Below are 25,294 nucleotides of genomic sequence, written 5' to 3'. Positions count from 1 at the left end.
ATTTTATAATTTCTCTGCCTGATCAATGATTTCAGCCGGATCCCGTATGACTACGGACGGGTCAATCTTAATGATTTTCCCCTCTTCTTCCTTTTCCTCGAACCGTTCTTCCCCCTCGATACCGATGGCAATCGCCAGAATAACGGCATCTGCAGCTGCTATTTCATCCTCATCCAGTTCATTTTCAATTCCCATACCGCCCTGTGTTTCCACCTTGCATTCATAACCGCGCTTTTTGCACTCCTGTTCGATGGCTTCCTGCGCCATGTATGTGTGTGCAATACCGATGGTACATGCGGCAACCGCTACAATTTTCATTTTGTTTTCCTCCTCAATTTTCATGCTCCAGGAATTTAATGCACTCATAAAATTCCTGATCAGTTCTTATTTTGCGCAGCTCCTTACGGAACGCCTCCTTCATCAGGTGTCGGCTCAGCATTGCCAGTATACGCAGGTGCTCTTTGTTTCTACTGGAAAGCGGGACACCTATCATAAATACGAGATCAACCTCATCGTGATCCCATTGAACAGGGTGCAGCAGATGCAGACAGGCTACAAAGGTTTCCGTAACCGCATCGGATTCACCATGTGGAATCGCAATTCCAAATCCCACAGCAGTTGATGCCGTGGACTCACGATCCAGTACTGCATCGACATAGCTTTTAACATTCTTGATTTTTTTAGCATGTCCCGCCTTTTGACTCAGATACGTAATGATTTCTTCCTTTGTTTCAAACCTTGTGCTGGACACCTTCACAATTTCCGGTTCAAACATTTGACCACTCCTTTCTACGCCCTCATTGTATAGTTCTGCAATTTTTTTTGAAATACCAACCGTCTTCCACAAGTTGTGGAAATAAAAACACACAGCTATGTTTGCTGTGTTATTTCCTGCATTCAATTTAAAGCACCTATCTATGGCACTCTATATCGACGTGTATTTTATTTTCTACTATAAACAGAAGCAAGTTGCTATTTCTTTTTCCTCAAAATCATTCTATTATGTTAATGGGAAATTCTATCATGATAAAGCAGGAGGAGAAATCAAATGAAAACATCTGCACTATCTAAGTTTTTAAATCTGTTACTGGAAGAAAGTGATTATCGTAAGACCAGTTATTTCGCAGAAAAGCTCATGGTTTCAAATAAAACAATTTCAAATTATATTACAGAGCTGCGTTATCACATGAAGGAATACGAATTGGATATCACGGCAAAGCATGGGGTTGGTATCCGTATGGAAGGAGATCAAAGCGCTGTAAAGCTGCTTCAAAAGTCTATCCAGAGAACTGCAGGAGACAGCCTTACAAGTGAATGCAGACGCAAAAAAATAATGGAAAAGCTGTTAATGCTGGATGAAAGCATTTCTGTACGCAGGTTATCCGATGAATTCTGTATAAGCTCCACATCCATTGTGAAGGATTTGGAAAAGGTGGAGCAGGAGCTGCTACAGCAGGACATCTTACTGCTTCGCACAAAGGCCGGGACGCGTATTGAGGCAAAGGAGCAGCGTATTCGCAGTGCAAAGCGTAAGTTTATTTTTGAAGAGATTATGTCCCTGACACAGCAGGATCAAATTATGGACCTCACCCTGTGTACGAAAATTTTATCACGCTATGTAGCAGACGAGCTGCAGATAATCGCTCGAAGCATGATTGAAATTGCACAGGACAAGCTGGGATTTCGCATGGATACCAATTATTATGCACAGATATTTATATCCTACTCCATATTTATCCAGCGGATCAAAAAAGGACATGAAATTACAGAAGCACCTGCCAGACCGGTTGTCACGGAGCTGCATGTGCTGAAGACCTATCCGATTACAGAGGAAATCATACAGTGGCTAAAGGAAGTGCACCACATCAGAGTCAATGATTTAGATATTAGATGGGTTAATGCACGCTTGTCCGGAGTATATCATGAAGACCGAAAAGAAACAGCGGATTACTCTCCCATCATATTAGATACAGTGACGGAATTGATATCTTCCATTGGTGATATCTTCAACGCAGACTTTATCAGTGATGAGTTGTTAAAAAACGGCTTATCGAAACACTTTATTCCGATGATTGCCCGTCTAAAGAACAATATAAAAATCACACATCCCTTTATTATGCAGATCAAGCAGCAATATACCGCCATGTTCAGTGTAGTTTCACTGGCTTCCAGCATACTGGAGAAAAAGCTGGGATTCACCTTGTCTGATGATGAAATCGGATTTATTCTGATTCACTTTCAGGCAGCACTGGAGCGGCACAACCTGTCAAAAAAAAATAGCAGTCGTATACAACTGCGGCCTTGCGAGCGCTATGCTGATTGAAAATCAGATTAAAATCAATCTGCCCACCTTTGATGTTATAGAGCTGATCAATATTCATGATTTAAAAAAAGAGTATCTTCGGCATTTTGATTTCATCATCGCCACGATGGAATTGGATATGAAAGATATTCCTTCTGTTGTTATTTCACCGGTAGCGGACTTTGGCGATATTCAGCGTATTAAACAAACGTATGAAAAGCTTATAAGAAATGTAAAGGAATCGCGCTTTCCTTATCTTATTCAGGCAATCAGTGCTGATACGATTCTGGTTCATGAAAAATGTAAGACAAAGGAGGACATCCTGAAAAAGGCAAATGAAATCCTCCTGAAAAAGGGTTATGTAGAAGAAGAATTTTTTGACAGTGTGAAAAACAGAGAGAAGATTTCATCAACGGAAATTGGAAACGGTATCGCGATTCCTCATGGCTCTGATAAATATGTAAAGCAAACCTCTATTGTTTTGATTACACTGGAGGATGCAATCCTGTGGCGGGATGACATGGTAAGTGTCATTTTATTTACCGCTGTATCGTTTGAGCAGAAGGATACCATGCGAAGGCTGTTAAAAGACCTCTACCATTTGATCAGCTCTGAAAACTTCATAGAAAAAATACAGAAAGCAGCATCGATAGAGGAAATCCTCGGCATATTTTATGGAAGAGGTCTGTGAGCATGCCTGAAAGAATAAATAGATAACATTCTCGTAATGTACCTGAAGACAAACTAAAATCATAATCCAAAAAAAAGCAAAAGAGGTCCATTTCATGTCTGAGTTACTGAAACTGGCCTCTTTTATACCTGTTTTTCCCTACCGGTATTTTATATTGTTTTTGCCCTGTCTACTAGCTTAGCATTCACAGATGCATCATCGCTCTCTATACTACCGGATAATTTCAGAGAAAGCTTTGCGCATGCAGGACCGACCATCTCATATAATACAGCACTGGATAATATGATCAGCGACAGCATGGTACCCTCAGCAGTTGGAAGCAGGCGCTGCCCGAGTATAGCCAGCCCTATGGAAACACCAGCCTGTGGTATCAGTGCAAGTCCCAGATAGTGTCTGACAGAAGTGCTGGCATGAGACAGCCTTGCGCCTGCCCACGCTCCACAGGCTTTCCCGATAATGCGGACAAAGAAATAGACAACACCAATCAGGCCACAGGAAATCAGCGCATATAAATTCAGCCGCATCCCGGATAAAACAAAGAACAGCAGCGTAATCGGCGGTGTAAAGCTGTTAACCTGACGGAACAGATCTTTGTTGCCTGATAAATTAATGTATACTGCGCCAAGCACCATACAGGATAACAGCGGTGATATATCAAAGCAGCTGCAAAGCCCTGTTAATGTTAGAATTACAGCAATCACCAATACAAGGCGGTGATCACTGGAGCGTTTTTCACTGATGATACGGTGTAGTATCCATGCCAGTACGACCGCCAGAATGACAGCAAGCAGATTCCACACGACAGGAAGCAGAATGAGTGACCATTGCAGTGCCTGATCCGCATGCATGAATTCCACAAGTGCTGTACATATACTGAACGCTATCAAAGCGACGGCATCATCAAGCGCAGTTACCTGAAGGATGGTATCCACGAAATTTCCCTTCGCATGATACTGGCGAATCGTCATAATCGTGGAAGCGGGAGCAGTTGCACAGCCGATGGCACCCAGCAGTAGTGAAAATGACCATGGAAGACGGAACAGTGTTACCATTGCTATGGTAATGCAGGCTCCTGCTGTCAAAGCTTCGAATATCGTGATTGTTAGAATTTTACTTCCCTGCTTTTTGAGAATATCCCTTTTGAAGTATTTACCCACACCAAAGGCGATAAACGCCAGTGCGATATCCGTCATGAAATCCATCCCTGCAACCACTTCCTCGGGAATCATCTGCAGAACACAGGGTCCAATCAGAATACCGGAAATAATATATCCGCTCACATTAGGAAAACGCAGCCTTTTTGTGACTCTCGTACAGAGAAATCCCGCCAGTAAAATTATGGCGATGGAAAGGATGATTCCTGCATTACCCTGCTGCTTTAAGAAATCAGCTATCATAACAACCGCCTCCTCACACCATTGATTATATGAGAGAACGGTGATAAAATCTAATTATAATAATTTAGTCAAATATCAATAAATTTTATAATAAGGAGGTCGCAACATGCTGGATACAAAAATCGTTTCCCTGCTTACTCTGATAGATTGCTGATGCTACACAAAAGCAGCAAGGCAGCTGCATTTAACACAGCCGGCAATCAGTCACCAGATCAAGCAGCTGGAAGATGAATTTCAGATTAAAATCTTTCACAGGAGCAAAAAAAGCCTTATTTTAACGCCGGAGGGTGAAATTTTAGTCAAGTATGCCCACCGCATGACGGCTGTCTACAACAATACACATCAGGCTTTAGAGGATGCCAGAAACCATCTGCACCGCTTTAATATCGCCACAACACCAACTGCAGGAGAGTACTATATTCCCCAGCTTCTTGCGGCATACTGTCGTGAGCATAGCGATGTGCATATAAATCTGATTACTGATTCCATAAATAATATTTATAATAAACTGAAATTATATGAAGCAGATTTTGCTATTATTGATGGAAGACTAACCTCCGATAAATATCATTCCATTCTTTTGGATACCGATTATCTCTGTTTGATTGTTTCTCCGCAGCATCCCCTTGCCAATCGCAGCAGCGTGTCGATGAATGAGCTATTGGAGGAAAGCTTTATATTGCGGTCGAAGGAAGCCGGTACCAGAGAAATTTTTGAAAGCTATCTGGAATCCCAGCGTGACTCTATCCGCAACTACCGCATCTTAATTGAAACAGATTCACTTGCGACTATCAAAGAGCTGGTCATGAGCAATATGGGGGTATCCATCATGTCCCATAATGCCTGTAGGGAGGATGAGCAAAAGGGACGGCTGAAAACCATTCCGATTACAAATTCTACCATGATACGGGAAATCAATCTGGTATATCCAAAGGATTTCCAGCATGTGGATGTTCTGCTTGAACTGAAAAAGACCTACAGTAAGCTGCACTAAAGCCAATATCTAATAATCATAAAACTCCCATGTCTTTTTTTCATTTCATTTTCACAGGAATCGACTTGGTAAAGAAAGCTTTTTAACACCAGATTCCTTTTGAAATATAAAATACATCCTGTTGATTGGCAACTGAGCAGAATTATTGAGGAGTTCTTATCATTTTGCCATTTTTAGGATTTTAAAGCAATAAGCTTTTCCCTTTTAGTTGAGCTTTTTCTGTGCAATTGAAAACTCTTTTTTCCTTCCTTTTCTCAACATACCGCCTTATGACATACAGGATCCGGATAGACTCTTCTTTGTGTACATAACCTACACGATTATGCACTATTTGCAGATTTACAATACTTATTCTAGTGCTTGCAAACTGTTGAAATGGGAGCAGACTCAAGTCCGCTCCCATTGCATGTTTTCTTATTTCTCATTCGGCAGCGGAAACTGAACGGTAAGCGCACGCACTTCCTTGCGCACTTCTTCACGCACTGCTTCATCCTCTGCATTTTTCAGCACACGGCTGATCCATAAGGCAACCTGACGGAATTCATTTTCCTTGAAGCCTCTGGTTGTCATTGCCGCAGTCCCCAGTCGGATACCGCTTGTCACAAACGGCTTTTCTGTTTCAAATGGAATCGTGTTCTTATTGCAGGTAATTCCTGCTTCATCCAGCAGCTTCTCCGCAAGCTTTCCACTCATGTTCAGAGAGGATTTCACATCAACAAGAATCAGATGGTTATCCGTTCCGCCGCTTACAATGCGAAAGCCTTCTTCCTTCAATGTATTGCTCATGACTGCACAGTTTGCAATTATCTGTTTTGCGTACTCCTTGAACTCCGGCTGCATAGCTTCCTGCAGACATACCGCCTTAGCCGCAATGATATGCATCAGTGGGCCGCCCTGCATACCCGGAAACACCTTTTTATCCAGCAATGCCGCATGCTCTTTTTTACAGAGGATCAATCCTCCGCGAGGTCCGCGCAGTGTTTTGTGTGTCGTCGTTGTCACAAAATCTGCATAAGGTACCGGGCTCGGGTGTTCACCTGCCGCTACAAGTCCTGCAATATGAGCCATATCCACCATGAAATATGCACCGACTTCATCCGCAATTTCACGGAATTTCGCAAAATCAATTACTCTTGGATAGGCACTGGCACCGGCAACAATCAGCTTCGGCTGTTCCTTTAATGCGACTCTGCGCACCTCCTCATAATCGATCGTTTCACTGTCCTTTGTTACACCGTAATCCACAAACCTGTACAACGTTCCGGAAAAGTTTAAAGGATGTCCGTGTGTCAGATGACCTCCTGCCGTCAGATTCATCCCCAGTACGGTATCACCTGGCTGTAAAACAGATAAATATACGCCCATGTTTGCCTGAGAACCGCTGTGCGGCTGCACATTGGCATGCTCAGCGTTAAACAGCTGCTTTGCCCGCTCTCTTGCGATTTCTTCTATCTCATCAACATGTACACAGCCTCCGTAATAACGCTTGCTCGGATAGCCTTCTGCATATTTATTTGTCAGTATGCTTCCGGCAGCCTCCAGTACATCCCTTGATACATAATTTTCTGATGCGATCAATTCGATATTATACAGCTGGCGCTCTGCTTCTCTTTCAATGGCTTCCTGAATTTTCTTATCGTTCATACGCTACCTCCGTTTAATGCCTCTATTTTACCACAGATTTTTATATTGTCATTTCTTTTGTTCTGCGTTCATCAGGAAATATTTCTTTACAACAAAAATCAGTGCCACTGCCAGCACTCCTACCAGATTTTCCATGGCACTTTCATGCGATATAATGATCTGACGGGCAACCGCATACAGCAGTACCTCGATTACTGATTCCGGTGTATGCAGAATCAGCATCTTTACAAATTCCACCCCGACAACCAGAGTCAGTGCCTTTTCCAGTATAGCATCCAGCTGAAAGCTCTGATTCATAAGAGACTCCGCCCCAAAGCATACCGTTGCCAGCGTTGATATTGCGATGGCGATCATTAACAACACGGCAATCACAAGCTCAACGGCCTTCATCATTTTAACAAGTCTTGTGTTGATTTTGTGCATGTCTTCCTCCTTAGCATTATAAGATAATTTCCGGATTCAGGTTGATATCCGCTTTTTTAGCCTGCAAATGCTGCTGTCTGCGCGGTATGCGGTAATGAATATTGTCCTTCACAAAATTTGCACCGGTCTGTTTAAACCAGAAGGATATGCCCTTTTCCTCACACTGCTTGCGCAAATCGAGAATCCACTCATACCGGCAGACCCTTGCCTGTGGTCCGCTTTCTCCTCCAACGATCAGCTCTTCAATGCTATCATCCAGCCAGGGCCTCAGGTTTAAGGGCTCCAGCAGCGGTTCACATACCACATACTTATGACGCAGAGGTGCTGCCTGATAAATGGGAAGACGATACGCTGCGCGCTCCATCGTTTCCACCGTACAGGCGATTCCCACATGATCCCATCCCGTTCCCCAGTCATACGGAATGCATTTCATCAGCCTGTCGATCCGCTTTGTAATCATAAAGAAAAATAAATCCCTGCGCTGTCGCATGATATTCCATGCTTCATCTCTCCATACATCTGCTTCCTCTACAAAAAAATCGCTGGTAAAACAGGTATAGACGATTTCATCGGATGCTATCTTGTATTCACCTTTGCGATTTTTGTGCAAAACTTTATCAAAGTCCTTCAGACGGGTAACAACACCGGTTTCTTTGCCATGTCTTTCGTCCATCCGGTATACATAGCAATGCTCACATCCGGCACTGATCTTATGACAGCCATGCCAGGGGTTCCAATTTGCCATAGACTTCATCCTCACCTGTATGTATGCAGGACACTGCCATCCGCAGAAAGCTGCTGAAGACTCTGCTCTGCATATCGAAAGCAGAGAATACCGCCGTGCCTGCGCAGTCTGACATGAAATTTCCAGATATCCTGTTCCATCTCATCACAGCTGCTGATATAACCGAATACCTTTCTCTGCCCTTTCTGAATGGAAACGACACCGGAAAGACATATTTGTATGATTTCTTCATCTCCATGCCAAACCTTATAAAAGGGACAGGCAGCCTGACGCTGCTTCAAACGGTATCCGTATACATACAGAACGGCCAGGGACAGCAGCATTCCTGCAGTTTTCCTCATATTATTTTTCCAGAGCCATTACCTTGTCAATTCTTCTCTGGTGGCGCTCATCATGGGAAAACTCGGTATTTACCCAAACACGTACAATTTCCTTCATCAGCTCCACACCGATAATTCTTTGTCCCATCGCCAGCACATTGGAGTTATTGTGCTCTCTTGTCAGTTTGGCACTAACCGGATCACTGCAAAGCGCACAACGGATTCCCTTAATCTTGTTGGCGGCAATGCTGACACCGATTCCTGTTCCGCAGATAACGATTCCCTTATCGTTTTTACCATCCGCAACACTCTGTGCAGCCGGTCCTGCGTAGTCCGGATAATCCACAGACTCACATCCATGACATCCGAAGTCTTCGACCTCATGTCCCATTTCCGTTAACATTTCCTTCACGATTTCCTTATACTCAAAAGCACCGTGATCACAAGCTACCGCTATTTTCATATACAGTTCCTCCTCTTATAATATCCTTTCTCATTATAACATACAGCAGACAGAATGTAAGCAGCCTGAGAAAACAAAAAACTATAAAACAAGACGCAGGATCGATTGATATCATTACAGAAACAATTACCTAAATTGAATAGGTTATTCTGTGTCTCTTTAAAACTTAAAATGTTTCAATTTACTATATATGTTATATGCATGCATATTAAACCAAGGAATCCATAATTCAGCAAATAATTACCCAGCACTATCAGTATTAGATTTGATTCCTGATAAGCTAATCTGCTTACTGCCGCTTCTACTACTGAGATAAGAAATCGATATTTTTCTGTATTCACAAGGTGACCTACAGACACAGAATTAAAGAGGCAGAAAAATGACCGCCTCTTTTTCTATTGCATAAAATAGCACTTTATTATAATTACAATATTTTTCTAGCATTCTTACAATCCAATAAAGACATACCGCATCAAACTCTTTTGCTTTCTATTTCTTGCATACCTATAAACCTTTGATACAATTGCAAAGATTATATTCATTTCTTTTGCTTGCAATGATTTTTCCTTGTTGATGTATACACAAGTAGCCAAAGGATTATAATCATCGCCACAATAAATGTTTCTAGTGCAATTCCTGTTGAGGAAACAAGGAAGCTGTATAAATAACCTAAGACCGGTACACTGCCTGCCACCCTTCCGATGAGACGCTCATAAGCAACACCTGCCGCATCCTGATAATCATTGTGATCCCCTTTTGTAATAAATTCCTTATCCTTCGTATTATTAGCTACAACTCTATGTGTGGCAAGCTGACCGCTTTTTACATCAAGACGAAACGTAATGACATCGCCTACCTGAATCGTCTCCGGTGCACTTTCTTTTACATAAATCAAGCTGCCGACTGAATATGCCGGTTCCATACTATCTGTTAGTACAGCATAAGGTATAAACCCAATCACTTTAGGAATCAGAAAGGGAGCTATCATTAACAAAAGGATTCCCAGCAAAACATATGCCGTTCGATTAAGTATATTAATCATTTTCATCCCCAGGCATAGTAGAATCGATTATTTTAATCAATTCCAACGCACTTCGAAAGCATATTTCTTTATTGGTATCCACCCACGTCAACGTACCCTGCCAGCTGTGATTCTCTCTGTTTTTTATATCAACAATGAAAGTTGCTTTTTCGCAATTGTTTTTTTCATCCATTTCATCATCTCCTGTTATTAGAATATCACATTAAAGTCACATACAGGTAACAAACATATATAAATGAGTAAAATTCATTCTTCTATTATTCAACATGATATCCCAGCAAACCCAATCCTTCTGCTTTTACTTCATCATAGTTATCTTCACCTGCCACCTTTGACTGTACTGCGGATGCTTTTACTTCTATATCACTCAAACTAACCAGCTCAGAATTATCTTTATTTATTATATTAGCGACCGTTACAGAATCAAAAACCGGTGTAAGTCTTGTATTTTGCTTTGATGCCTTTACTGATTCAGGTTGTCCATCCTTTACATAGACATAGTAGGAGATATCATCTATTTTATCAATAAACATCCATTCATCAGATATATTCAAAGAAAGCAATTCTTCAGAGGGATTTTTAACACTTACAAAAACATAGCAATCAGGTGAATTAGCTAAAATGGTAACGGTAGGATCTTTATGCAAAACTTCCCCTGGAAGAACATTTAAGTAATCATTACCTTTATCTGATCCTGCAATCACACCGTTTTCTTCAGTAACCGTATGCAAATTTTTATCAATGCGGTCCTCATCAAGCTGCATGCTTATACCATTGGAAAATGTAAAACGATTGTTCAACTGCTCCGTATTAGAAGTTAAATATGCTAATGTTCCACCAACCCCAATCAGTGCCAATAATATTATAGATAAACATAAAGTTATAATTTTTTTTCTATTCATGTCCATACACCTCATTTAATCACTATCTTTTTACAAATATACTATACCTTTATCCGGTCACATGATGGTAATACAAGATAACATTAACAAGCCACATGATATAAAAAGTAATCTTTCTCACAGGATGTTATTTGACACTATAAAAGGCAGTGCATGTTCGACATTTGCACTGCCTTTTTGAAACCTATAATGCTTTAGAGCACACCTCAATCATCATAAAATCCTACGTTAATTAAGAGACCCCTTATACGCACTCCATATTTTCAATGCATTTTCATTATTGAATTTATTATTGGAATCCATTGCACTTAACTCATTTCCATCAGCATCCCACACAACTGCCTGAACTGCCTCCTGATATAACGTAATCTCGAAATCAGATACGTTTTTAAACTCTTCTTTAATCTTTCCATCAGCATCAAGCAGACCATTTACTTCAGTAAAGAGCGGATCAGTAGCCTTACCTGGTGATACAATACCCAGATAATACCAAAAACCATCAGAATTATTATATCTCCAACTCTCTGTTTTATAATTTATTCCATTATTTTGGGATAGATAATCAGCAATTACCTTAGGCGAGACAGTTACTCTCATCCTGATAATGCAGTCATTGGATCCTATGTTTTTAACACTCGGATCTTTTTTTATATTACTACCTTGAATTTCTGGATTTTCTTCGATTTCTGTTTCAATTTTACCTACTGTGAATGTATTTTCTAAATTATTTGTACTCGAAGTTAAATATGCATACGTTGTGCCAATGCCGACAACTGCGATAATGAGGACTATAAGAAGAACTATTTTTAGCTTTATTTTTTCAAAACACTTCATTCTATTGTTCCTCCTTTTCTACCGCCTTTAAAACATTCTGAGATATTCTGTAAAGGTTAAAATCACTTGTATTATCCAGTAATTTATCTTGCGTTATACTTACTTTACCATCATCTCCAATACGGAATCTATTTTCAATTACATCAGTGTGTGAAAACAGCTCTTCCTTTACAAGCTTATTTTGAAATTTAACAACCGCTGTTTTATTCTCTTCATTTATAACAGCCTGCTGCACAAGATCGCCAACACATACATATCGCAGTGTCTCCATTTCCGTAACAACATATTCTCCATATGGAAGATCTTTAACAATGGCACTACCGTTCAAAATCTCATGCAGTCGAATGGTGCGATAATAAATCAAAGACCCGTCTTTTCTTTTTATTTTAAATATAAGTATTCAGCAATCCTTTTCCCACATTATTCATAATTCTTACATTTGCCCTTAGTAACACCTTCTGTCTGTTAGGTAAGACATTTTAATATGGATAGAATCATCAAACTGTTGGAATATTACAAAGTCAAACATATAAAGCATCTTAATTTATGATTCTAGTTAACAACGCAGAATTCAATATTGCCTGATCCACACATATGCGACCTTTAAATAATAAAAATTGAGGATATATAATTTCAGCAACCATATATATCCTCAAGCTAAATCTTTGACTTGTATTTCCAGAAAATTTCTTTACTGCGAAGCTTCTTTTTCCTTTTTACGTCTTTTGAATAACAAGAATAGAAGAATAGCAAGCAAAGCTGCACCGCCTCCAGCTGCGTACATCATCATTTGACGGTTTCTTTTCGCAATGGCCTGTGGTGTTTCGCCTTCTCCCAAGACTGTTTCTTCCTCTTGGCTGCCATTTTCATTAACATCTTCACCATTGTTATCTATATTGTTATTTTCGCCATTATGTAAAGTATTGTTATTCTCTATCCCCTGTGTATCATTTGTACCAACTTGATTATTTGTACCAGCCTGATTATTTGTATTTGACTGACAAGGTACTACTTCATCAGGATTCGTCAAAGTATAAACAAATAGTATTTCTAATTGATCTTTTACTACAGCATCCTGTTCTGCGGTTTGATACGTATAACCGGGAATTGTCTTTGCTCTTGCCGTTACATTACTTCCTAACTCTCCCAGCATAGTTTTAGGTGTGGCGATATCCACCTTATTCTCATCAACGTAACGAATCGTATACGTTACCCCATCAATGACAACAGCGTATTTAGCTACATATACCATTTCCCCTGTTACTTTAGAACCAACGCTGGGCAGCTGCTTATTCCAACCAACAAAAACATACCCCTTTTCGACCTGTATATCCGGTTCATCAGGGAATACATCATCTGAAGATAGGCGATATGATGCTTCTTTATTTCCATTGATCGTTCCATGAGCACCAGCTTTAAAAACAATTTCATATTCTGCAGCATGTACACGAATACTGAATAACGGGAACATTACCATAGCCATAAGCAGGCAGCATGACAATATCTTGCATAACGTTTTATTCTTAATCATTCTGTTCACTCCTTCGACTGCGTACTTTTATAATAATAAGTAATATCAATCCGATAGCACTTGCGGCAAAAAAACCGAGAATTAAACCTATCGTTGTTGGATCACCTGTATTCACTCCTGGTATTTTATTGATCACAGGTATTTTTTTCACAATATTTGCAGCCTGTTCAACAGGAGCTGAATTCATGTGTTCGACTGAAAAAATAAAACGTAAACGCCCTTCTGTATCCTGATACGTATCATTCATGGAATCGCCATCAACCTGTAATATAAAATCAATGGTCGCTGTTTCACCTTTTTTTATTGATCTTAACAGATAGTTGGTTTCCAAAGAATTCATATTCGCCTTTGTTACACCACCGATTCGTCCGGTATAAAAGCTTTCGTTATTCGTTACAAATTCCACATTATAAGCAACATGTCCGTCGGCAACGGCTTCCCCCAGCGGATCTGTATATTCAGCTCTCACATAAAACTTTAATTCCTCTTCATCATTGTTTGTCAGTGTAATGCGCTGTACCCTTTTTTCACCCGGCATCATATTCTCATATGCGCTTTGCTGTTCATAGGTTATAAATTTCTCACTATCTCCCTCGAAACTTAATCCTGTTTCAGCAGCAGATTCAGCAGCCTGAAGTGATGTTATGGAAAACAGTACAGCCAGCAAAACGGCTGTGATTATTCGGAAACCTTTTTTCATAGTAATCTTTCTCCTTCTTGCATCTAATCCACTACGGAAGTAATACTTCCTTCTTCATCAACAGAAAGCTCTACACCCCATTCAGACAAAGCAGCCTCTGCTCCGGCTATACTCTGAATTGCATCTGCATCATAAGCAATATGTATACGATAATCGGCATATTCTCCATTCTTTATCTCGTGGCTAATCTTTATTGCATCTACTAAATTCGTGGTTTTTCCACCCTTTTCCAATGGTAGCTTATAATAGAAATAAACGATTTCCGAATTTGAATTATCAGCATCATCAATAATGATCCACTTGGAAGTATCTTCTGTGATCAGTTTGATTTTAGAAGCATCTGCGTCCACCATTTTTTCATTATCCTTATTTACCCAGTATTTTGTAACAGCAACACGGGTATACAGGGAATGATCCCTTTTATTTTCTACATAAACCCTATCCTTAATTTCATCCCCGGACATGGAAGAACGAATCTGAAAACCGTTTTCTGTCTTTGTTATTTTTTCCTTATCCATATCCTGCACAAGTTCAATCCCAAGATTTCCGGCACTTATTTTAGCACTGATATCTGTCTGTGCGTGAAAGAATGCCAAGCTTCCCTCATATACAAATATTGCGAGTAACACAACGGTTGTGACCACCAGCATTATTTTTTTCATATCATCATATCCTCTCATCATAAATATTACACCCTACTACTTTACGATATAAGTATAATAAAAACAAGTAACAAGGCAGTCACACGAAGCAAACTTATTCTACAATAAAGAAAACAAGCTGAAAAAAACAGCCTGTTCACTTATGTTTTATTCCTCTAAAGGGAGGTTTATCTTACAACAAGGAGATGCATCAATTCAAGAATGCTTTTAAATTCTCCTATTACTTCTTCATCCTTTTTTACAATCCCCTGCCAATCGCTTTTCCGTCTTGTCATAATAATGATATCATAAGTAGCATAGGCACCATGCTGTTCATATATATAAGAGCAATCCTCTTGTATATGCAAATTCTCGATTCTCAAATATTTTTTTTCTTTATTAAACGTTCTTTTTTCCTGAAAGGATTGCGGCTTTCCAACAAAATCCAATATTTCCTCCGTTAAAATGATAAAAGATGTGAAATTGTGAAAAGAAAACCCCTTTTTTCTGATACAGCTAAATAATGTACCATCAAAATCATCCTGTTGTGGCTCATGCAAGCATATCCGTACGGCATTTTTAGGATAGTATCTGTGATCATTCATAGTATTTTATCCTTTCAATGTATCATTTTCGAACAACTGCAGCTCATCGTAAGTATAATCTAAATCAATGAAGCTGTATTTATTGGCTGATTCATATTTATTCTGAATACGCTCAATCACCTGCTTTGCATTCTCTGCATTACAATTATGCAGCATGAATATAAACTGAGATCCACTGTATTTTGAGATCACATCTCCACTTCGCAAGCTTATACAGAGAATCTCCTTTAATGTATTCATTTCTTTTGATAACATATGCAAACCTTCCTGCGAATGCGGATCAACAAATTTTTTCGGTTGCAATGTCATCAATACCACATATTCCGAAAACCCTTCTCTCACCATTCTACGCAATTCCAGATGATAAATCTCTTTGAATACACCAAATTCACAATAAAACGCCTTTTCAATTTTTTCCTCAGCTATGCTGTTTTGAATAACATCCAGATTCGAGCTTACCTCATTGTTATTTTTCAGCAGCATCATATATGCCTTTTGAAGAAATTGTGATTGCTTAATACCTAAACGTTCATATAATAGCTTGCTGGCTGTATGATATTGTTCCTTTGCCAAATCATAATGATTTAAATACATCAATGAGGAAATAAACAGATATTGCATTTCATCATCCAAGGGATCCTGAATGAGAGCATCCTTGCATAATCTATTCATTTTTCATATTCCTGTTTTCCTTCAAATCTGAAGGCCAGCTGCTTCGCACAACGCAAATATATAGAATGATAATATGTAGAAAGTGATAAGACCCATCGTTTTGAGCTTATACTTGCTAAAAATTTACCCTCATACATCGTCAGACAATCAAACATTTCTGTCAGTTCTTCGTACGAATACTCCCTGTCAGTCTTTAATTTTTTATCCAAATCTTCAAATTTATCAGTATCCAGCTTGATTTTAAATGATGTATTCCAGTAATAGGAGCCTTTTCCTGTAATAATCATATCTGTTTTACCAAACACCTTTTTTAATAGGGTTCTCAGCCTGTACATCAGATTCTTTAATGCACTCTGCGGATTACTGATTTCCTCATCATCCTCCCAAAACATATCATTTAATTCCGATGATGATATTTTACGGTCGTTATAAATCAGAAAATAAGATAAAAGTGTAACAAGCTGGCTGGAACGCATATCTGTCTCATCCAGGTGTATATCACCATAATTTATTTGCAAATTTCCAAACAGGAATGCTTTGATCACTTCCATCTTCTTTCCCCTTTCATAAGATAGGAAACTCCCATAATAATTACAATAACTTCATTATACGCTTAATATACTTATCATTCAATATGTTTATATTCATATGCCAGTTCAGATTCAACTATCGTTTTTTTCTGTTCAAATCTATCCATGATCCGGCTGATAGCCCTGTCACACCCCTCCATCGAGGTTGTCGCAATAATCAGGGAATACTGAAACGGACTGCATTTCGTAAACACATCGTTTTTTCTCAGCTCTGTCGTTATAACATCGCGCAGAATATCCGACTCTCTCTGCTGAGCCTCTTCCTTAACACCCTCCGGCTGCCGCATGGTCAACAGCACCAGATAACGGGAACGGGAGGATCGTCTCGCAGAACGCAGATTCATCTGATAAATATTTTTAAATACATCAAAATCGCAATAGAAGGTTCCTTCATTTCGGACATGCTCCTTCAGCTGCTGCTCCAGCTCATCCACATCAACCGGATTGCTGGCAATACACTGTACAACCTCAGCATAAATTTCTCTGCAGAGCGGTGTTACCTCGATCCCCAGTCTTCCGTAATACATATCGGTCACCTTGTGGTAATACGAAATCGCCAGCGAATACTGATGGGTCTGTCGATATGCCTCCAGCTTGTATTCATGAATATGGTTATTCGCATAATGCTTAAAGCCCAGAATATCACACAGCTTGATTACTTCATCATAATATTCTTTATCCATCAACAGCTTGCAGCTGCGGTTGGTTGCCCGCATCAGATTGTTGTCATAATAGGTTTTCTGCAGCTCCACCCAGTCCTGCGTATGAAATTCAAACATGAAGTCTTCCATATAATTGCTGAGCAGCTCTTTGCAATACTGATAAGAGGCTTCCGGTGCTTCCTCCTCTTCGATTTTTTTGCACAGCTCATCCATCTGCACGATGTCAATCTCACATGGTATTTCAGAATTCCATGCATACGTATTGCCTTTTGACAGAATAAAGGAAAGCTCGGGATTATCCGGATAAAATTTCTGCAATTCCTTTCTTGCACGATACACAAGATTGCGCAAGGCACCCTCCGGCTTATCCGATTCATCTTCCTTCCACAATATTTTAATCAGCTTTTCCTTGGATACCACCGTATGCCGATACATCATCAGATAGGCGATCAAAAGGATCAGCTGTGTACTCTTCTTTGTTTCCTGCGGAAACCGGTAATTCTTGTTTTCCATATAAAATTCACCCAGCAGATGAATTTTCAATATATTTTTCTTTCTCATAGGATGTCCTCGTTGCTTTCTATGATTTCATTTTATCACAAATCCATCTCATGAAAAGAGGGCTGAAAAAAAATCAGAAATCATGAAAAAACAAAGCCATTAACGGACAGTGATTTTCATTTTTTCTGATTTTCCTATTTATCTTGACAATATAACTATATGAAATTCAGCAGAAGCTATCCCTTATGCGTTATGTAACACCTTTTTGATATCATCCGCAGAGATTGGGCCTTCACGGACAATGCGCGGTTCTTCTTCGCTCATATCTACGATCGTGCTCGCCAGCTTGCCTTTTGCTTCTCCTAAAACAATCGCATCAATTCTGCCGTCCAGCTGTTCCAGCACCTGCTCATCCCGAACACCAGTTTCCTCTCCGGAACGGTTGGCACTCGTTACCAGAAGCGGCTTTCCGCATTCCTTAATCAGACGCAGTACAAACGGATCATCCGGCATTCGGATTCCCACGGTAGGAAATCCGTTCGTCACATAATCCGGCAGCGTCTCCTGTTTTTTCAAGATCATAGTGAATGCTCCCGGCATAAAGGCATCCGCCAGTGCCACAGCTTCTGCAGGCATTTGTGCGATACACTTCATCTGCTCCACATCCGCAACCATGGTGGGAATCGGCTTATTCTCCGGACGTCCCTTGCTTTCCTTCAGTTTGCGCAAGGCTTCCTCATTCTCATAAATGACCCCCAGACCAAACACCGTATCTGTAGGAAATGCCACAACCTGCCCGTTTTTCAACAGCTCTGCAACTTCCTTTACATCCTTTTTATCAAACCGTCTGGTTTCCATGTTCATCATTTCCTTTCTGTTTATCAGCATTGTAGCACAGAATTTCCACAAAACATACAGTGGATAGAAAATGATGGAAAGTTAATGGAGAATCATAAACAAAATCTGGAAATTGTAGTATATTTTGCGAACAAAATGTTGAAAAATCATGGAGTTTATGAACTACCTATGGTATGATAGCTAGGCTCGACATTTATATTCTAAGGAGGGTAAAAATGGAAAGTTCAAAGAAAATAGTCTGGTATAACCTTGCGTTTATGGCATTTTCTACCGTTTGGGGTTTTGGAAATGTATTAAACGGCTTCGTATACTTCAATGGTATTCAGGTTATATTCAGCTGGATTCTGATGTTTGCTCTGTACTTTGTGCCGTATGCGCTCATGGTCGGAGAACTGGGATCAGCATTCAAAGACTCCGGTGGTGGAGTCAGCTCATGGATCAATGAAACAATTGGTCCGAAATTCGCCTACTATGCCGGGTGGACCTACTGGGCATGTCACATTACATACATCGCAAGTAAAGGCAGCGGTGGACTAAAAGCACTTAGCTGGGCAGTGTTTCGCAATGCGGAAACGTATGACACATTTCCAACCGTTTATGTACAGCTGGGTACGCTGGCAGTCTTCCTGTTCTTCTGCTGGGTCGCAAGCCGCGGTTTAAATCCGCTGAAGAAGCTGGCGACGATTGCCGGAAGCAGTATGTTCATCATGTCCATACTGTACATTCTGATGATGTTTGCCGCACCGGTCATCAATCCAAACGGCGGCTTTGTCACTCCGGATTTCAGCTGGGACAATATCTTCCCGCAGTTTAACCTGCAGTATTTTACATCGCTGTCCATTCTGGTGTTTGCCGTGGGTGGCTGTGAAAAGATCTCCCCTTATGTTAATAAGGTGGAAAATCCAAGCAAGGGCTTCCCGAAGGGTATGATTACACTGGCAATCATGGTTGTTGTATGTGCCATTCTGGGTACGATTGCAATGGGTATGATGTTTGATCCTGCCGTAATTAACGGAACACAGGAATCCTTTAATTCCTATGTATCCAACGGCTCCTACTGGGCATTCCAGAAGCTGGGCGGCTACTATCACATGGGAGATGCACTGCTGATTATTTATGCATTGTGCAACATGATCGGTCAGTTCTCAACTCTGGTATTAAGTATTGATGCTCCGCTGCGTATGCTGCTGGACAACGAGGAAGCCAGAGAGTTTATTCCATCCGGACTGCTTAAGAAAAACAAATATGGTGCTTATATCAACGGAATCTGGATGGTTGTCATTCTGTCCGGAAGCATTATTCTGATTCAGTCCTTCGTGCCTGGTGCTGCCAGCGTGCTTGCACAGCTGAACAAGCTGAATTCTGTCACTATGCCTATGCGGTATCTATGGGTATTTGCCGCCTATATCGCACTGCGTACGGCACGAAACAAATTTCAGCCGGAATACCGGTTTGTTAAGAATCAGGGAGTCGCTATGACCTTTGGTATCTGGTGCTTTATTCTGACTGCAGCATGCTGTATCATGGGTATGTATACACCGGGAGACATGTTCACCACAGCACTGAATGTCATCACACCAGTCGTACTGACAGCGCTTGGTATGATCCTGCCGGTTATCAAAAGAAACGAAAAGGCATAAACCTTAAGACAAGATCAGCCGGTCTTGTCTTTCTTACTATTGGCTCATCCTATGCATTCTACCTTTTCCCTTTACTGCTCACCCTTCATGCAGGAGGAATGTGGTAAATCGTCTGAGAGGTTAGCATAGACTCCAAAAAATATTTATAGAAAATGCTGTGCACAGGGTATGATTTCCTTGCAGGAAATCCCCCTTCCGCTGATCTGGTATATCATTAGGCATGTTTACCCCGTAAGCATACCATGCTATACTGTACGTGTAGATTACAGGAGGATAAATCAATTATGTATAAAGATATTGCGAACGAATTACTAAGCTTCATTCAGAAAAGTCCAAGCTGTTTTCATGCAGTGAACACTATGAAAGATATGCTGCTGGAAGACGGCTATACGGAATTACGGGAATGTGAAGCCTGGACGCTGGAAAAGGGCGGAAAATACTTCACTACAAGAAACGGCTCCAGTCTGATCGCCTTCCACATCGGAAGCAGTCTGGAGGATTACCACTTTCAGGTTACTTCATCCCATTCGGATTCACCAACCTTTAAGGTTAAGGAAGAAGCAGTGCTGAAAGGAAAGGGCGGCTATCTGCAGCTGAATACGGAAGGCTATGGTGGTATGCTGTGCGCAACATGGATGGATCGCCCGCTGTCTTTAGCAGGACGTGTTCTTGTGAAAGAAGGAAATACCTTTACAAGCAGGCTGGTAAGCTTTGACCGTGATCTGCTTCTGATTCCCAATGTTGCCATTCATATGAACCGTGATGTAAATAACGGTATGAAATATAACAATCAGATAGATATGCTGCCGCTGTTCTCAGCCGGAGAATGCAATGAGGGTGATTATGCCCAGCTGCTTGCCGATGAACTGGGCTGTGCAAAAGAGGACATCTTAGGGACAGACCTGTATCTGGTGAACCGCATGGCCCCAAGCATTTGGGGAGTGAAGGAGGAATTCATCTCATCACCGAAGCTGGACGATCTGCAATGTGCATTCACATCGCTGAAAGCCTTACTGCACGGGACAAATGAACAAGCAGTCAATGTGTTTGCCTGCTTTGACAATGAAGAGGTCGGTTCCGGAACCAAGCAGGGTGCATGCTCAACCTTCCTGTATGATGTTCTGCAGAGAATCAACGACAACCTTGGTTACACAAAAGAGGATTACTACCGTGCTGTTGCGAAAAGCTTCATGGTATCCTGTGACAATGCACATGCAGTACACCCGAATCATCCGGAAAAGACAGATGATACAAACTGCACCTATATGAATAAGGGAATCGTTGTGAAATTCAGTGCGAATCAGAAATATACAACCGATGCAGTCAGCTCGGCAGTCTTTGCGGGAATTTGTGAAAAAGCAGAGGTTCCTGTTCAGCATTTCGCTAACAGAAGTGATGCAGCAGGAGGCAGCACACTTGGAAATCTCTCCAGTCAGAAGGTATCCATGCATACTGTGGATATCGGACTGGCTCAGCTTGCCATGCATTCCTCCTATGAAACCGCAGGTATCAAAGACAGTGAGTATATGATTCGTGCATTGACAACCTTCTATAACACCAATCTTCATATTACCGACAGCGAAACGATTGAGGTCGCATAGGTCTCCATGAAAAATCAAAGCAGTCAGAAAAAAATTCATATTGACAATCTCTACCTGATGAAAAAGCTGGATGAGGATTATCATAAAGAATTTATGCGTTTCTATGACTATGTACTGCACAGCAATACATCCGATGCGGATATCAATATCATTGTTAATACCGCCCTCGAACAATGTCTCGAGGGCATGAAAAACAGAAAGAAAGCAACGCTGGTAATTCCCAGGGATCTGAAAGAATATACGACAAAGCTATCCCGTGGCAATGTATATAAGGATATGAAACGAAAAATACGCAATCAGGATTATGAGAAAATGCAAATCAGCAGTATCTGGTATGTATTCTCACTCTGTATCGTGCTGTTCTTCTTTAAAAATCTGATGGACCAGAAATTTATTGTGAATTATCTGGTAGATGTCATCGTTGCCTGTGTCGCTGGTGGAATTGCAATGAAAAATTTCCTGATACGCAAAAGAATCGTAAAACGCTACCAGTTCGGCAGCTTCTATATGCGTATGGATATCATTGCAATTGTCGCATGTGTATTTATAAAAATAGTAACACCTGCCGCATATGCTAATTTTGATATTACCTATCTTCTGCTGGTGATTTCCTTTTTCATTATGAAACGGAAAATCAAGCCGCAATTCGAAGCAGTGATATAGCAGACATGAAAAGCCCTCAGCAAATCATTGTAATTACGCTGAGAGCTTTTTTATCGAAGCCGTAAAATAAATAGACTGCAAGATACGTATGAATTTGTAAAAATTTTCGTATTGCATCTGTTGATTCCTTTATTATAAATATGCTGTTTATGAATTCTTTCGGTTAGACACATAAATAACCATTACTTTGTACAGACATAAGTATAAAGGTGCTGTTTATGAAGTATTCTTATATGGTGTTGCGTCTATTTAATTGTTTTTTAACTGACTCCAAGGTATCACATTCCAAAAGCAGATTGGATACGATATGCAGTTGATCCTCGGTTAATGACTGTAGCCATGCTGTACAGTCTTCCTGAAATTTGGCTTCCATGAGCCTATGTAAGAGTTGTCTCTCTCCTTCAAGCTTACCTTCGATTCTACCTTCGATTTTGCCTTCAACCTTACCTTCTGCTTTACCTCTTATGATACCTTCCTTCATTCCCTCCTCAAAGCTGTCCTCCAAGCCGTAGCGATAACGTGCCTCTCCCATCTGAATCGCCATTGCGGTTGACCACAGCTCGTCATCCTTCTGCATTTCCTCGTACTTGTTCATGAATACCTTCACCAGCCTTTCCTTTGATTCCAGTATATCATTTTTCGCATTGTTTTCAAACAGGAAGCACAGCTGTTCAAAGTCATCCATCTGCTGGATGGCTTTTTTCTTAGCGATTTCATTGATAACAGGAAGATGGATGTAGGTTCTTCTAATCAATGGATGTTTACTCTCATCTTCTCCCTGCTCATTGCGCATTCGATAGTGGTTGATCAGATTTTTATTATTCCATGCGCGTTTTTCAATGAAAATAATCTGATATACCGGCTTTAAATCCCTGTACTTCTCACTGCAGTCCAGCTGGTTGTTCAATGCTCTGGCCCCATAAAATTCAAAGCGCATCATTTCCGCTACTCCTGCATAGGTCGTCTGCATTTCCAGATTAAAAAAACGACCTTTCTCATCCTTCACATGGACATCCAGAATAATGCGCTTCTTTCCGATGATGCCCGGATCCAGATTCGGATTGAGGACGGTGCTTTCCTTTACCTTGATTCCGGTAACACGTTCAATAATGGTGTTGCGGGCGTACACAGAGCCTTCATCCTCACGGGAAAGGGCGTACTTGAAGAATACATCATTGCAGTAATCCAATACAGTATTTGTTTTCGTATTTTCCATGACGAAAACCTCCTTCTGTAAGCTCATCATCACTTACATACTTCTATACGTTAAGAACGTATGAAATTCCTAAAAAATCCACATATTCTTGATTTTTTTAGGTTCTGATTTCTTTATTGCTGTGAAATGAAATATATACTATCTCTGCCTCGTATAGATAATGAAAGGAGAACGTACCTGTATGAAACGAACCTACAGCAGTATCCTTATTCTGTTAACTAGTATCATTGTTTTTCTATTTGCATACATTATGCGCACAGCGTGCACACAGATACCGGTTTACGGAACGACTTCCACCGGCCTATCTGCACAGCATTTTGACAGGAACGGCGCTTTTGCAGCTGCTGACAGACAAAAGGAAGGTTCTCTTATGGAAAGTGATGCAGAGAACATGCCTGAGAGACGTGAACAGAGCGAAACGGATGATGAACATAAACAGAATAAGCTTCCTATTGTTCAGAGTATGCAGGAAACTTCATATTACTGTGTACCGGCCTGTATACAGATGGCACTTCGCTATCACGCTATAGAAAGCACCCAGCAGCACCTGGCACAGCAGCTTCATACAGATCCTGTAACCGGAACGGAATATGTGGATATGGCAAGAGTCTTAAACAGCTACCTGTTTCCCGGCACAAGCATACCCTCAGCTGATGAAGCAGGCTATCATGTACAGACACTGTCGCCAGACGACTACACGCAGGATGCTTCAGAAACATTTTCACGCCGCTGTGTACAAAATATAGATGACGGATATCCAGTTTTTGCCGCAGTTGATTTAAATGCTTTATATCCTGCACTTGCACATGCAAACCATATGGTGCTGGTGATCGGTTATGAAAAAAATAAGGATCAGATTACGTCCTACTACATCATAGATCCATATCCGCCTGTTCAGGATGAGGTACACAGGGGGTTGAAGCAGTTTACTGCCCAGGAGCTGGTACGTGCCATCCTGGTAAATGAAGAACCTGCCTATATATGGTGATTTCTTAGAAGGTCTGCAGGAAAAGATTCTTGAACTATACTACTTTAAAACAGCTTATACAGCACGGATAATTTGTTGACGATTGCGTTCACTCCTGATAGTATAATAACGGAATAAAAACACAGTCTGGTTGGTAGTCCAGACGCAATGAGAATTGTCAGTAACCTGCCTCCTTGGTTGTCCGTTTCCTTATGAAGTATATAAGGAGGAAGCATTATGAATCAGACTTCGCTAAGCTTTACTGTCTTCTTTGAAGACCCTTTCTGGATTGGCTTGTTTGAATACCGTGAACAGCAGCTGCTGTATTTGAAGCGAATTGTATTCGGAAGTGAACCCAGTGAGCAGGTGGTATATGAATGGCTGAAAGGCTGCTGGTATTCCATCAGTTTTCAGGCTCCTGTGGAAACCGTGCGCTCAAAGGCAAGCCATCGAAATCCCAAACGCATGCAGCGTGAAGCCCGCAAGGCACAGGGTACAGGGCTTTCCCTTACAAAATCACAGCTTGCAGTAAAACAGCAGCAGGAGGAACGCGCACAGCGGAAAGCTGAAAGACGAAAGGAGAACAGAGAAGGACAGAAGGAAGCGTTTCGTCTGCGGCAGATGAAGAAAAAGGCAAAGCATAAGGGCCGTTGACCCTTTACTTTACCAACTAACAAAAGGTATGCGCGT

At 40.8% G+C, this 25,294-nt stretch carries 30 protein-coding genes and 1 pseudogene; 9 read left to right on the top strand and 22 right to left on the bottom strand.

What is annotated here, in order from left to right:
* Positions 1-3: 3 nt before the first annotated feature.
* Complete coding sequence (locus KSZ58_RS00395) at positions 4-318, bottom strand: PTS fructose transporter subunit IIB (protein WP_009588318.1); 315 nt, start codon at positions 316-318, stop codon at positions 4-6.
* 13 nt (positions 319-331) lie between these two features.
* Positions 332-775, bottom strand: a complete 444-nt coding sequence (locus KSZ58_RS00390) for a PTS sugar transporter subunit IIA (RefSeq protein ID WP_008818203.1) — start codon at positions 773-775, stop codon at positions 332-334.
* 273 nt (positions 776-1,048) lie between these two features.
* Here KSZ58_RS00390 and KSZ58_RS00385 point away from each other — a divergent pair, with 273 nt between their 5' ends.
* A complete protein-coding gene (locus tag KSZ58_RS00385) occupies positions 1,049-2,323 on the top strand; it encodes a PRD domain-containing protein (RefSeq protein ID WP_233104348.1) in 1,275 nt (424 codons plus the stop codon).
* Entirely contained in the window at positions 2,313-2,993 is a 681-nt protein-coding gene (locus KSZ58_RS22430; protein ID WP_233104347.1) for a PTS sugar transporter subunit IIA, read from the top strand. Before KSZ58_RS00385 ends, KSZ58_RS22430 begins: the two co-directional genes overlap by 11 nt.
* A gap of 149 nt (positions 2,994-3,142) precedes the next feature.
* Here the strand turns inward: KSZ58_RS22430 and KSZ58_RS00380 are convergent, their stop codons facing one another.
* Positions 3,143-4,390, bottom strand: a complete 1,248-nt coding sequence (locus KSZ58_RS00380) for a cation:proton antiporter (RefSeq protein WP_009270183.1) — start codon at positions 4,388-4,390, stop codon at positions 3,143-3,145.
* Positions 4,391-4,562: 172 nt separating this feature from the next.
* Between KSZ58_RS00380 and KSZ58_RS23070 the strand changes: the two are divergent.
* Together KSZ58_RS23070 and KSZ58_RS00375 are read left to right on the top strand one after the other, a co-directional pair.
* Positions 4,563-4,670: pseudogene (locus KSZ58_RS23070) on the top strand (LysR family transcriptional regulator); the annotation flags it as partial.
* 36 nt (positions 4,671-4,706) lie between these two features.
* Complete coding sequence (locus KSZ58_RS00375) at positions 4,707-5,384, top strand: LysR substrate-binding domain-containing protein (RefSeq protein ID WP_008818200.1); 678 nt, start codon at positions 4,707-4,709, stop codon at positions 5,382-5,384.
* Positions 5,385-5,798: 414 nt separating this feature from the next.
* On the opposite strand, the gene glyA is transcribed toward KSZ58_RS00375, so the two are convergent.
* The 18 genes from glyA to KSZ58_RS00290 all read right to left on the bottom strand — a co-directional run bounded on the left by glyA (position 5,799) and on the right by KSZ58_RS00290 (position 18,526).
* A complete protein-coding gene (glyA, locus tag KSZ58_RS00370; RefSeq protein WP_008818199.1) occupies positions 5,799-7,028 on the bottom strand; it encodes a serine hydroxymethyltransferase in 1,230 nt (409 codons plus the stop codon).
* Between the two features lie 48 nt (positions 7,029-7,076).
* Positions 7,077-7,451, bottom strand: coding sequence for a phosphate-starvation-inducible PsiE family protein (locus tag KSZ58_RS00365; RefSeq protein WP_002606903.1), 375 nt, complete (start codon positions 7,449-7,451; stop codon positions 7,077-7,079).
* A 16-nt stretch (positions 7,452-7,467) separates the two neighbouring features.
* A complete protein-coding gene (locus tag KSZ58_RS00360; RefSeq protein ID WP_008818198.1) occupies positions 7,468-8,196 on the bottom strand; it encodes a DUF5131 family protein in 729 nt (242 codons plus the stop codon).
* Positions 8,197-8,207: 11 nt separating this feature from the next.
* Positions 8,208-8,537 (bottom strand): hypothetical protein, encoded by a 330-nt coding sequence (locus KSZ58_RS00355; RefSeq protein ID WP_021420417.1) that lies wholly within the window; start codon positions 8,535-8,537, stop codon positions 8,208-8,210.
* A 1-nt stretch (position 8,538) separates the two neighbouring features.
* Positions 8,539-8,979 (bottom strand): ribose 5-phosphate isomerase B, encoded by a 441-nt coding sequence (gene rpiB / locus KSZ58_RS00350; RefSeq protein ID WP_008818196.1) that lies wholly within the window; start codon positions 8,977-8,979, stop codon positions 8,539-8,541.
* A 538-nt stretch (positions 8,980-9,517) separates the two neighbouring features.
* The gene (locus KSZ58_RS00345; protein WP_008818195.1) at positions 9,518-10,021 is read right to left on the bottom strand and encodes a signal peptidase I; all 504 of its coding nucleotides are present in this window, start codon (positions 10,019-10,021) and stop codon (positions 9,518-9,520) included.
* The gene (locus tag KSZ58_RS00340) at positions 10,014-10,193 is read right to left on the bottom strand and encodes a hypothetical protein (protein WP_008818194.1); all 180 of its coding nucleotides are present in this window, start codon (positions 10,191-10,193) and stop codon (positions 10,014-10,016) included. The genes KSZ58_RS00345 and KSZ58_RS00340 overlap by 8 nt, the downstream gene beginning before the upstream one ends.
* Positions 10,194-10,278: 85 nt before the next feature.
* On the bottom strand, positions 10,279-10,923 hold the full coding sequence (locus KSZ58_RS00335) for a hypothetical protein (protein WP_008818193.1): 645 nt from the start codon (positions 10,921-10,923) through the stop codon (positions 10,279-10,281).
* Between the two features lie 228 nt (positions 10,924-11,151).
* The gene (locus KSZ58_RS00330; protein WP_009270181.1) at positions 11,152-11,757 is read right to left on the bottom strand and encodes a SipW-dependent-type signal peptide-containing protein; all 606 of its coding nucleotides are present in this window, start codon (positions 11,755-11,757) and stop codon (positions 11,152-11,154) included.
* A gap of 1 nt (position 11,758) precedes the next feature.
* Entirely contained in the window at positions 11,759-12,142 is a 384-nt protein-coding gene (locus KSZ58_RS00325) for a hypothetical protein (RefSeq protein ID WP_374102557.1), read from the bottom strand.
* Positions 12,143-12,448: 306 nt separating this feature from the next.
* Positions 12,449-13,288 (bottom strand): MucBP domain-containing protein, encoded by an 840-nt coding sequence (locus tag KSZ58_RS00320; RefSeq protein WP_009270180.1) that lies wholly within the window; start codon positions 13,286-13,288, stop codon positions 12,449-12,451.
* A complete protein-coding gene (locus KSZ58_RS00315) occupies positions 13,281-13,988 on the bottom strand; it encodes a hypothetical protein (RefSeq protein WP_008818189.1) in 708 nt (235 codons plus the stop codon). Before KSZ58_RS00315 ends, KSZ58_RS00320 begins: the two co-directional genes overlap by 8 nt.
* A 23-nt stretch (positions 13,989-14,011) precedes the next feature.
* Entirely contained in the window at positions 14,012-14,650 is a 639-nt protein-coding gene (locus KSZ58_RS00310) for a hypothetical protein (protein ID WP_009270179.1), read from the bottom strand.
* Between the two features lie 167 nt (positions 14,651-14,817).
* The gene (locus KSZ58_RS00305) at positions 14,818-15,234 is read right to left on the bottom strand and encodes a hypothetical protein (protein ID WP_008818187.1); all 417 of its coding nucleotides are present in this window, start codon (positions 15,232-15,234) and stop codon (positions 14,818-14,820) included.
* A 6-nt stretch (positions 15,235-15,240) separates the two neighbouring features.
* Positions 15,241-15,906: a diguanylate cyclase domain-containing protein gene (locus tag KSZ58_RS22425; protein WP_233104346.1), complete on the bottom strand. Its 666-nt coding sequence runs from the start codon at positions 15,904-15,906 to the stop codon at positions 15,241-15,243.
* Positions 15,903-16,457: a hypothetical protein gene (locus KSZ58_RS22420; RefSeq protein ID WP_233104345.1), complete on the bottom strand. Its 555-nt coding sequence runs from the start codon at positions 16,455-16,457 to the stop codon at positions 15,903-15,905. Before KSZ58_RS22420 ends, KSZ58_RS22425 begins: the two co-directional genes overlap by 4 nt.
* A gap of 74 nt (positions 16,458-16,531) precedes the next feature.
* Positions 16,532-17,719 (bottom strand): BTAD domain-containing putative transcriptional regulator, encoded by a 1,188-nt coding sequence (locus KSZ58_RS00295; protein WP_008818185.1) that lies wholly within the window; start codon positions 17,717-17,719, stop codon positions 16,532-16,534.
* Positions 17,720-17,902: 183 nt separating this feature from the next.
* Positions 17,903-18,526: an L-threonylcarbamoyladenylate synthase gene (locus tag KSZ58_RS00290; RefSeq protein ID WP_238135798.1), complete on the bottom strand. Its 624-nt coding sequence runs from the start codon at positions 18,524-18,526 to the stop codon at positions 17,903-17,905.
* Positions 18,527-18,732: 206 nt separating this feature from the next.
* Between KSZ58_RS00290 and KSZ58_RS00285 the strand changes: the two genes are divergently transcribed.
* From KSZ58_RS00285 to KSZ58_RS00275, 3 genes are all read left to right on the top strand, one after another.
* On the top strand, positions 18,733-20,157 hold the full coding sequence (locus KSZ58_RS00285) for an amino acid permease (RefSeq protein ID WP_008818183.1): 1,425 nt from the start codon (positions 18,733-18,735) through the stop codon (positions 20,155-20,157).
* A 284-nt stretch (positions 20,158-20,441) separates the two neighbouring features.
* Positions 20,442-21,758 (top strand): M18 family aminopeptidase, encoded by a 1,317-nt coding sequence (locus KSZ58_RS00280; RefSeq protein ID WP_008818182.1) that lies wholly within the window; start codon positions 20,442-20,444, stop codon positions 21,756-21,758.
* A gap of 6 nt (positions 21,759-21,764) precedes the next feature.
* A complete protein-coding gene (locus tag KSZ58_RS00275; RefSeq protein ID WP_008818181.1) occupies positions 21,765-22,421 on the top strand; it encodes a hypothetical protein in 657 nt (218 codons plus the stop codon).
* 229 nt (positions 22,422-22,650) lie between these two features.
* On the opposite strand, the gene KSZ58_RS00270 is transcribed toward KSZ58_RS00275, so the two are convergent.
* Positions 22,651-23,637, bottom strand: coding sequence for a PD-(D/E)XK nuclease family transposase (locus KSZ58_RS00270; RefSeq protein ID WP_008818180.1), 987 nt, complete (start codon positions 23,635-23,637; stop codon positions 22,651-22,653).
* Positions 23,638-23,818: 181 nt separating this feature from the next.
* Here KSZ58_RS00270 and KSZ58_RS00265 point away from each other — a divergent pair, with 181 nt between their 5' ends.
* Positions 23,819-24,625, top strand: a complete 807-nt coding sequence (locus KSZ58_RS00265) for a C39 family peptidase (RefSeq protein ID WP_217752575.1) — start codon at positions 23,819-23,821, stop codon at positions 24,623-24,625.
* A 216-nt stretch (positions 24,626-24,841) separates the two neighbouring features.
* Positions 24,842-25,258 carry a YjdF family protein gene (locus KSZ58_RS00260; RefSeq protein ID WP_009270175.1) on the top strand — a complete coding sequence of 139 codons (417 nt, stop codon included), beginning with the start codon at positions 24,842-24,844 and terminating at the stop codon, positions 25,256-25,258.
* The last annotated feature ends 36 nt before the right edge of the window (positions 25,259-25,294 follow it).

It is taken from the genome of Erysipelatoclostridium sp. DFI.2.3 (genome assembly GCF_019132535.1).
In the GTDB taxonomy this organism is placed as follows: Bacteria; Bacillota_I; Bacilli_A; order Erysipelotrichales; family Erysipelotrichaceae; genus Clostridium_AQ; species Clostridium_AQ innocuum.
This window is presented reverse-complemented; position numbering and strand designations above follow the sequence as displayed.

What these genes read in the sequence shown, in the direction of transcription:
- KSZ58_RS00395 (WP_009588318.1), bottom strand. Translation starts at nt 318, where the DNA reads ATGAAAATTGTAGCGGTTGCCGCATGTACCATCGGTATTGCACACACA.
- KSZ58_RS00390 (WP_008818203.1), bottom strand. Translation starts at nt 775, where the DNA reads ATGTTTGAACCGGAAATTGTGAAGGTGTCCAGCACAAGGTTTGAAACA.
- KSZ58_RS00385 (WP_233104348.1), top strand. Translation starts at nt 1,049, where the DNA reads ATGAAAACATCTGCACTATCTAAGTTTTTAAATCTGTTACTGGAAGAA.
- KSZ58_RS22430 (WP_233104347.1), top strand. Translation starts at nt 2,313, where the DNA reads ATGCTGATTGAAAATCAGATTAAAATCAATCTGCCCACCTTTGATGTT.
- KSZ58_RS00380 (WP_009270183.1), bottom strand. Translation starts at nt 4,390, where the DNA reads ATGATAGCTGATTTCTTAAAGCAGCAGGGTAATGCAGGAATCATCCTT.
- KSZ58_RS00375 (WP_008818200.1), top strand. Translation starts at nt 4,707, where the DNA reads ATGACGGCTGTCTACAACAATACACATCAGGCTTTAGAGGATGCCAGA.
- glyA (WP_008818199.1), bottom strand. Translation starts at nt 7,028, where the DNA reads ATGAACGATAAGAAAATTCAGGAAGCCATTGAAAGAGAAGCAGAGCGC.
- KSZ58_RS00365 (WP_002606903.1), bottom strand. Translation starts at nt 7,451, where the DNA reads ATGCACAAAATCAACACAAGACTTGTTAAAATGATGAAGGCCGTTGAG.
- KSZ58_RS00360 (WP_008818198.1), bottom strand. Translation starts at nt 8,196, where the DNA reads ATGGCAAATTGGAACCCCTGGCATGGCTGTCATAAGATCAGTGCCGGA.
- KSZ58_RS00355 (WP_021420417.1), bottom strand. Translation starts at nt 8,537, where the DNA reads ATGAGGAAAACTGCAGGAATGCTGCTGTCCCTGGCCGTTCTGTATGTA.
- rpiB (WP_008818196.1), bottom strand. Translation starts at nt 8,979, where the DNA reads ATGAAAATAGCGGTAGCTTGTGATCACGGTGCTTTTGAGTATAAGGAA.
- KSZ58_RS00345 (WP_008818195.1), bottom strand. Translation starts at nt 10,021, where the DNA reads ATGATTAATATACTTAATCGAACGGCATATGTTTTGCTGGGAATCCTT.
- KSZ58_RS00340 (WP_008818194.1), bottom strand. Translation starts at nt 10,193, where the DNA reads ATGGATGAAAAAAACAATTGCGAAAAAGCAACTTTCATTGTTGATATA.
- KSZ58_RS00335 (WP_008818193.1), bottom strand. Translation starts at nt 10,923, where the DNA reads ATGAATAGAAAAAAAATTATAACTTTATGTTTATCTATAATATTATTG.
- KSZ58_RS00330 (WP_009270181.1), bottom strand. Translation starts at nt 11,757, where the DNA reads ATGAAGTGTTTTGAAAAAATAAAGCTAAAAATAGTTCTTCTTATAGTC.
- KSZ58_RS00320 (WP_009270180.1), bottom strand. Translation starts at nt 13,288, where the DNA reads ATGATTAAGAATAAAACGTTATGCAAGATATTGTCATGCTGCCTGCTT.
- KSZ58_RS00315 (WP_008818189.1), bottom strand. Translation starts at nt 13,988, where the DNA reads ATGAAAAAAGGTTTCCGAATAATCACAGCCGTTTTGCTGGCTGTACTG.
- KSZ58_RS00310 (WP_009270179.1), bottom strand. Translation starts at nt 14,650, where the DNA reads ATGAAAAAAATAATGCTGGTGGTCACAACCGTTGTGTTACTCGCAATA.
- KSZ58_RS00305 (WP_008818187.1), bottom strand. Translation starts at nt 15,234, where the DNA reads ATGAATGATCACAGATACTATCCTAAAAATGCCGTACGGATATGCTTG.
- KSZ58_RS22425 (WP_233104346.1), bottom strand. Translation starts at nt 15,906, where the DNA reads ATGAATAGATTATGCAAGGATGCTCTCATTCAGGATCCCTTGGATGAT.
- KSZ58_RS22420 (WP_233104345.1), bottom strand. Translation starts at nt 16,457, where the DNA reads ATGGAAGTGATCAAAGCATTCCTGTTTGGAAATTTGCAAATAAATTAT.
- KSZ58_RS00295 (WP_008818185.1), bottom strand. Translation starts at nt 17,719, where the DNA reads ATGAGAAAGAAAAATATATTGAAAATTCATCTGCTGGGTGAATTTTAT.
- KSZ58_RS00290 (WP_238135798.1), bottom strand. Translation starts at nt 18,526, where the DNA reads ATGATGAACATGGAAACCAGACGGTTTGATAAAAAGGATGTAAAGGAA.
- KSZ58_RS00285 (WP_008818183.1), top strand. Translation starts at nt 18,733, where the DNA reads ATGGAAAGTTCAAAGAAAATAGTCTGGTATAACCTTGCGTTTATGGCA.
- KSZ58_RS00280 (WP_008818182.1), top strand. Translation starts at nt 20,442, where the DNA reads ATGTATAAAGATATTGCGAACGAATTACTAAGCTTCATTCAGAAAAGT.
- KSZ58_RS00275 (WP_008818181.1), top strand. Translation starts at nt 21,765, where the DNA reads ATGAAAAATCAAAGCAGTCAGAAAAAAATTCATATTGACAATCTCTAC.
- KSZ58_RS00270 (WP_008818180.1), bottom strand. Translation starts at nt 23,637, where the DNA reads ATGGAAAATACGAAAACAAATACTGTATTGGATTACTGCAATGATGTA.
- KSZ58_RS00265 (WP_217752575.1), top strand. Translation starts at nt 23,819, where the DNA reads ATGAAACGAACCTACAGCAGTATCCTTATTCTGTTAACTAGTATCATT.
- KSZ58_RS00260 (WP_009270175.1), top strand. Translation starts at nt 24,842, where the DNA reads ATGAATCAGACTTCGCTAAGCTTTACTGTCTTCTTTGAAGACCCTTTC.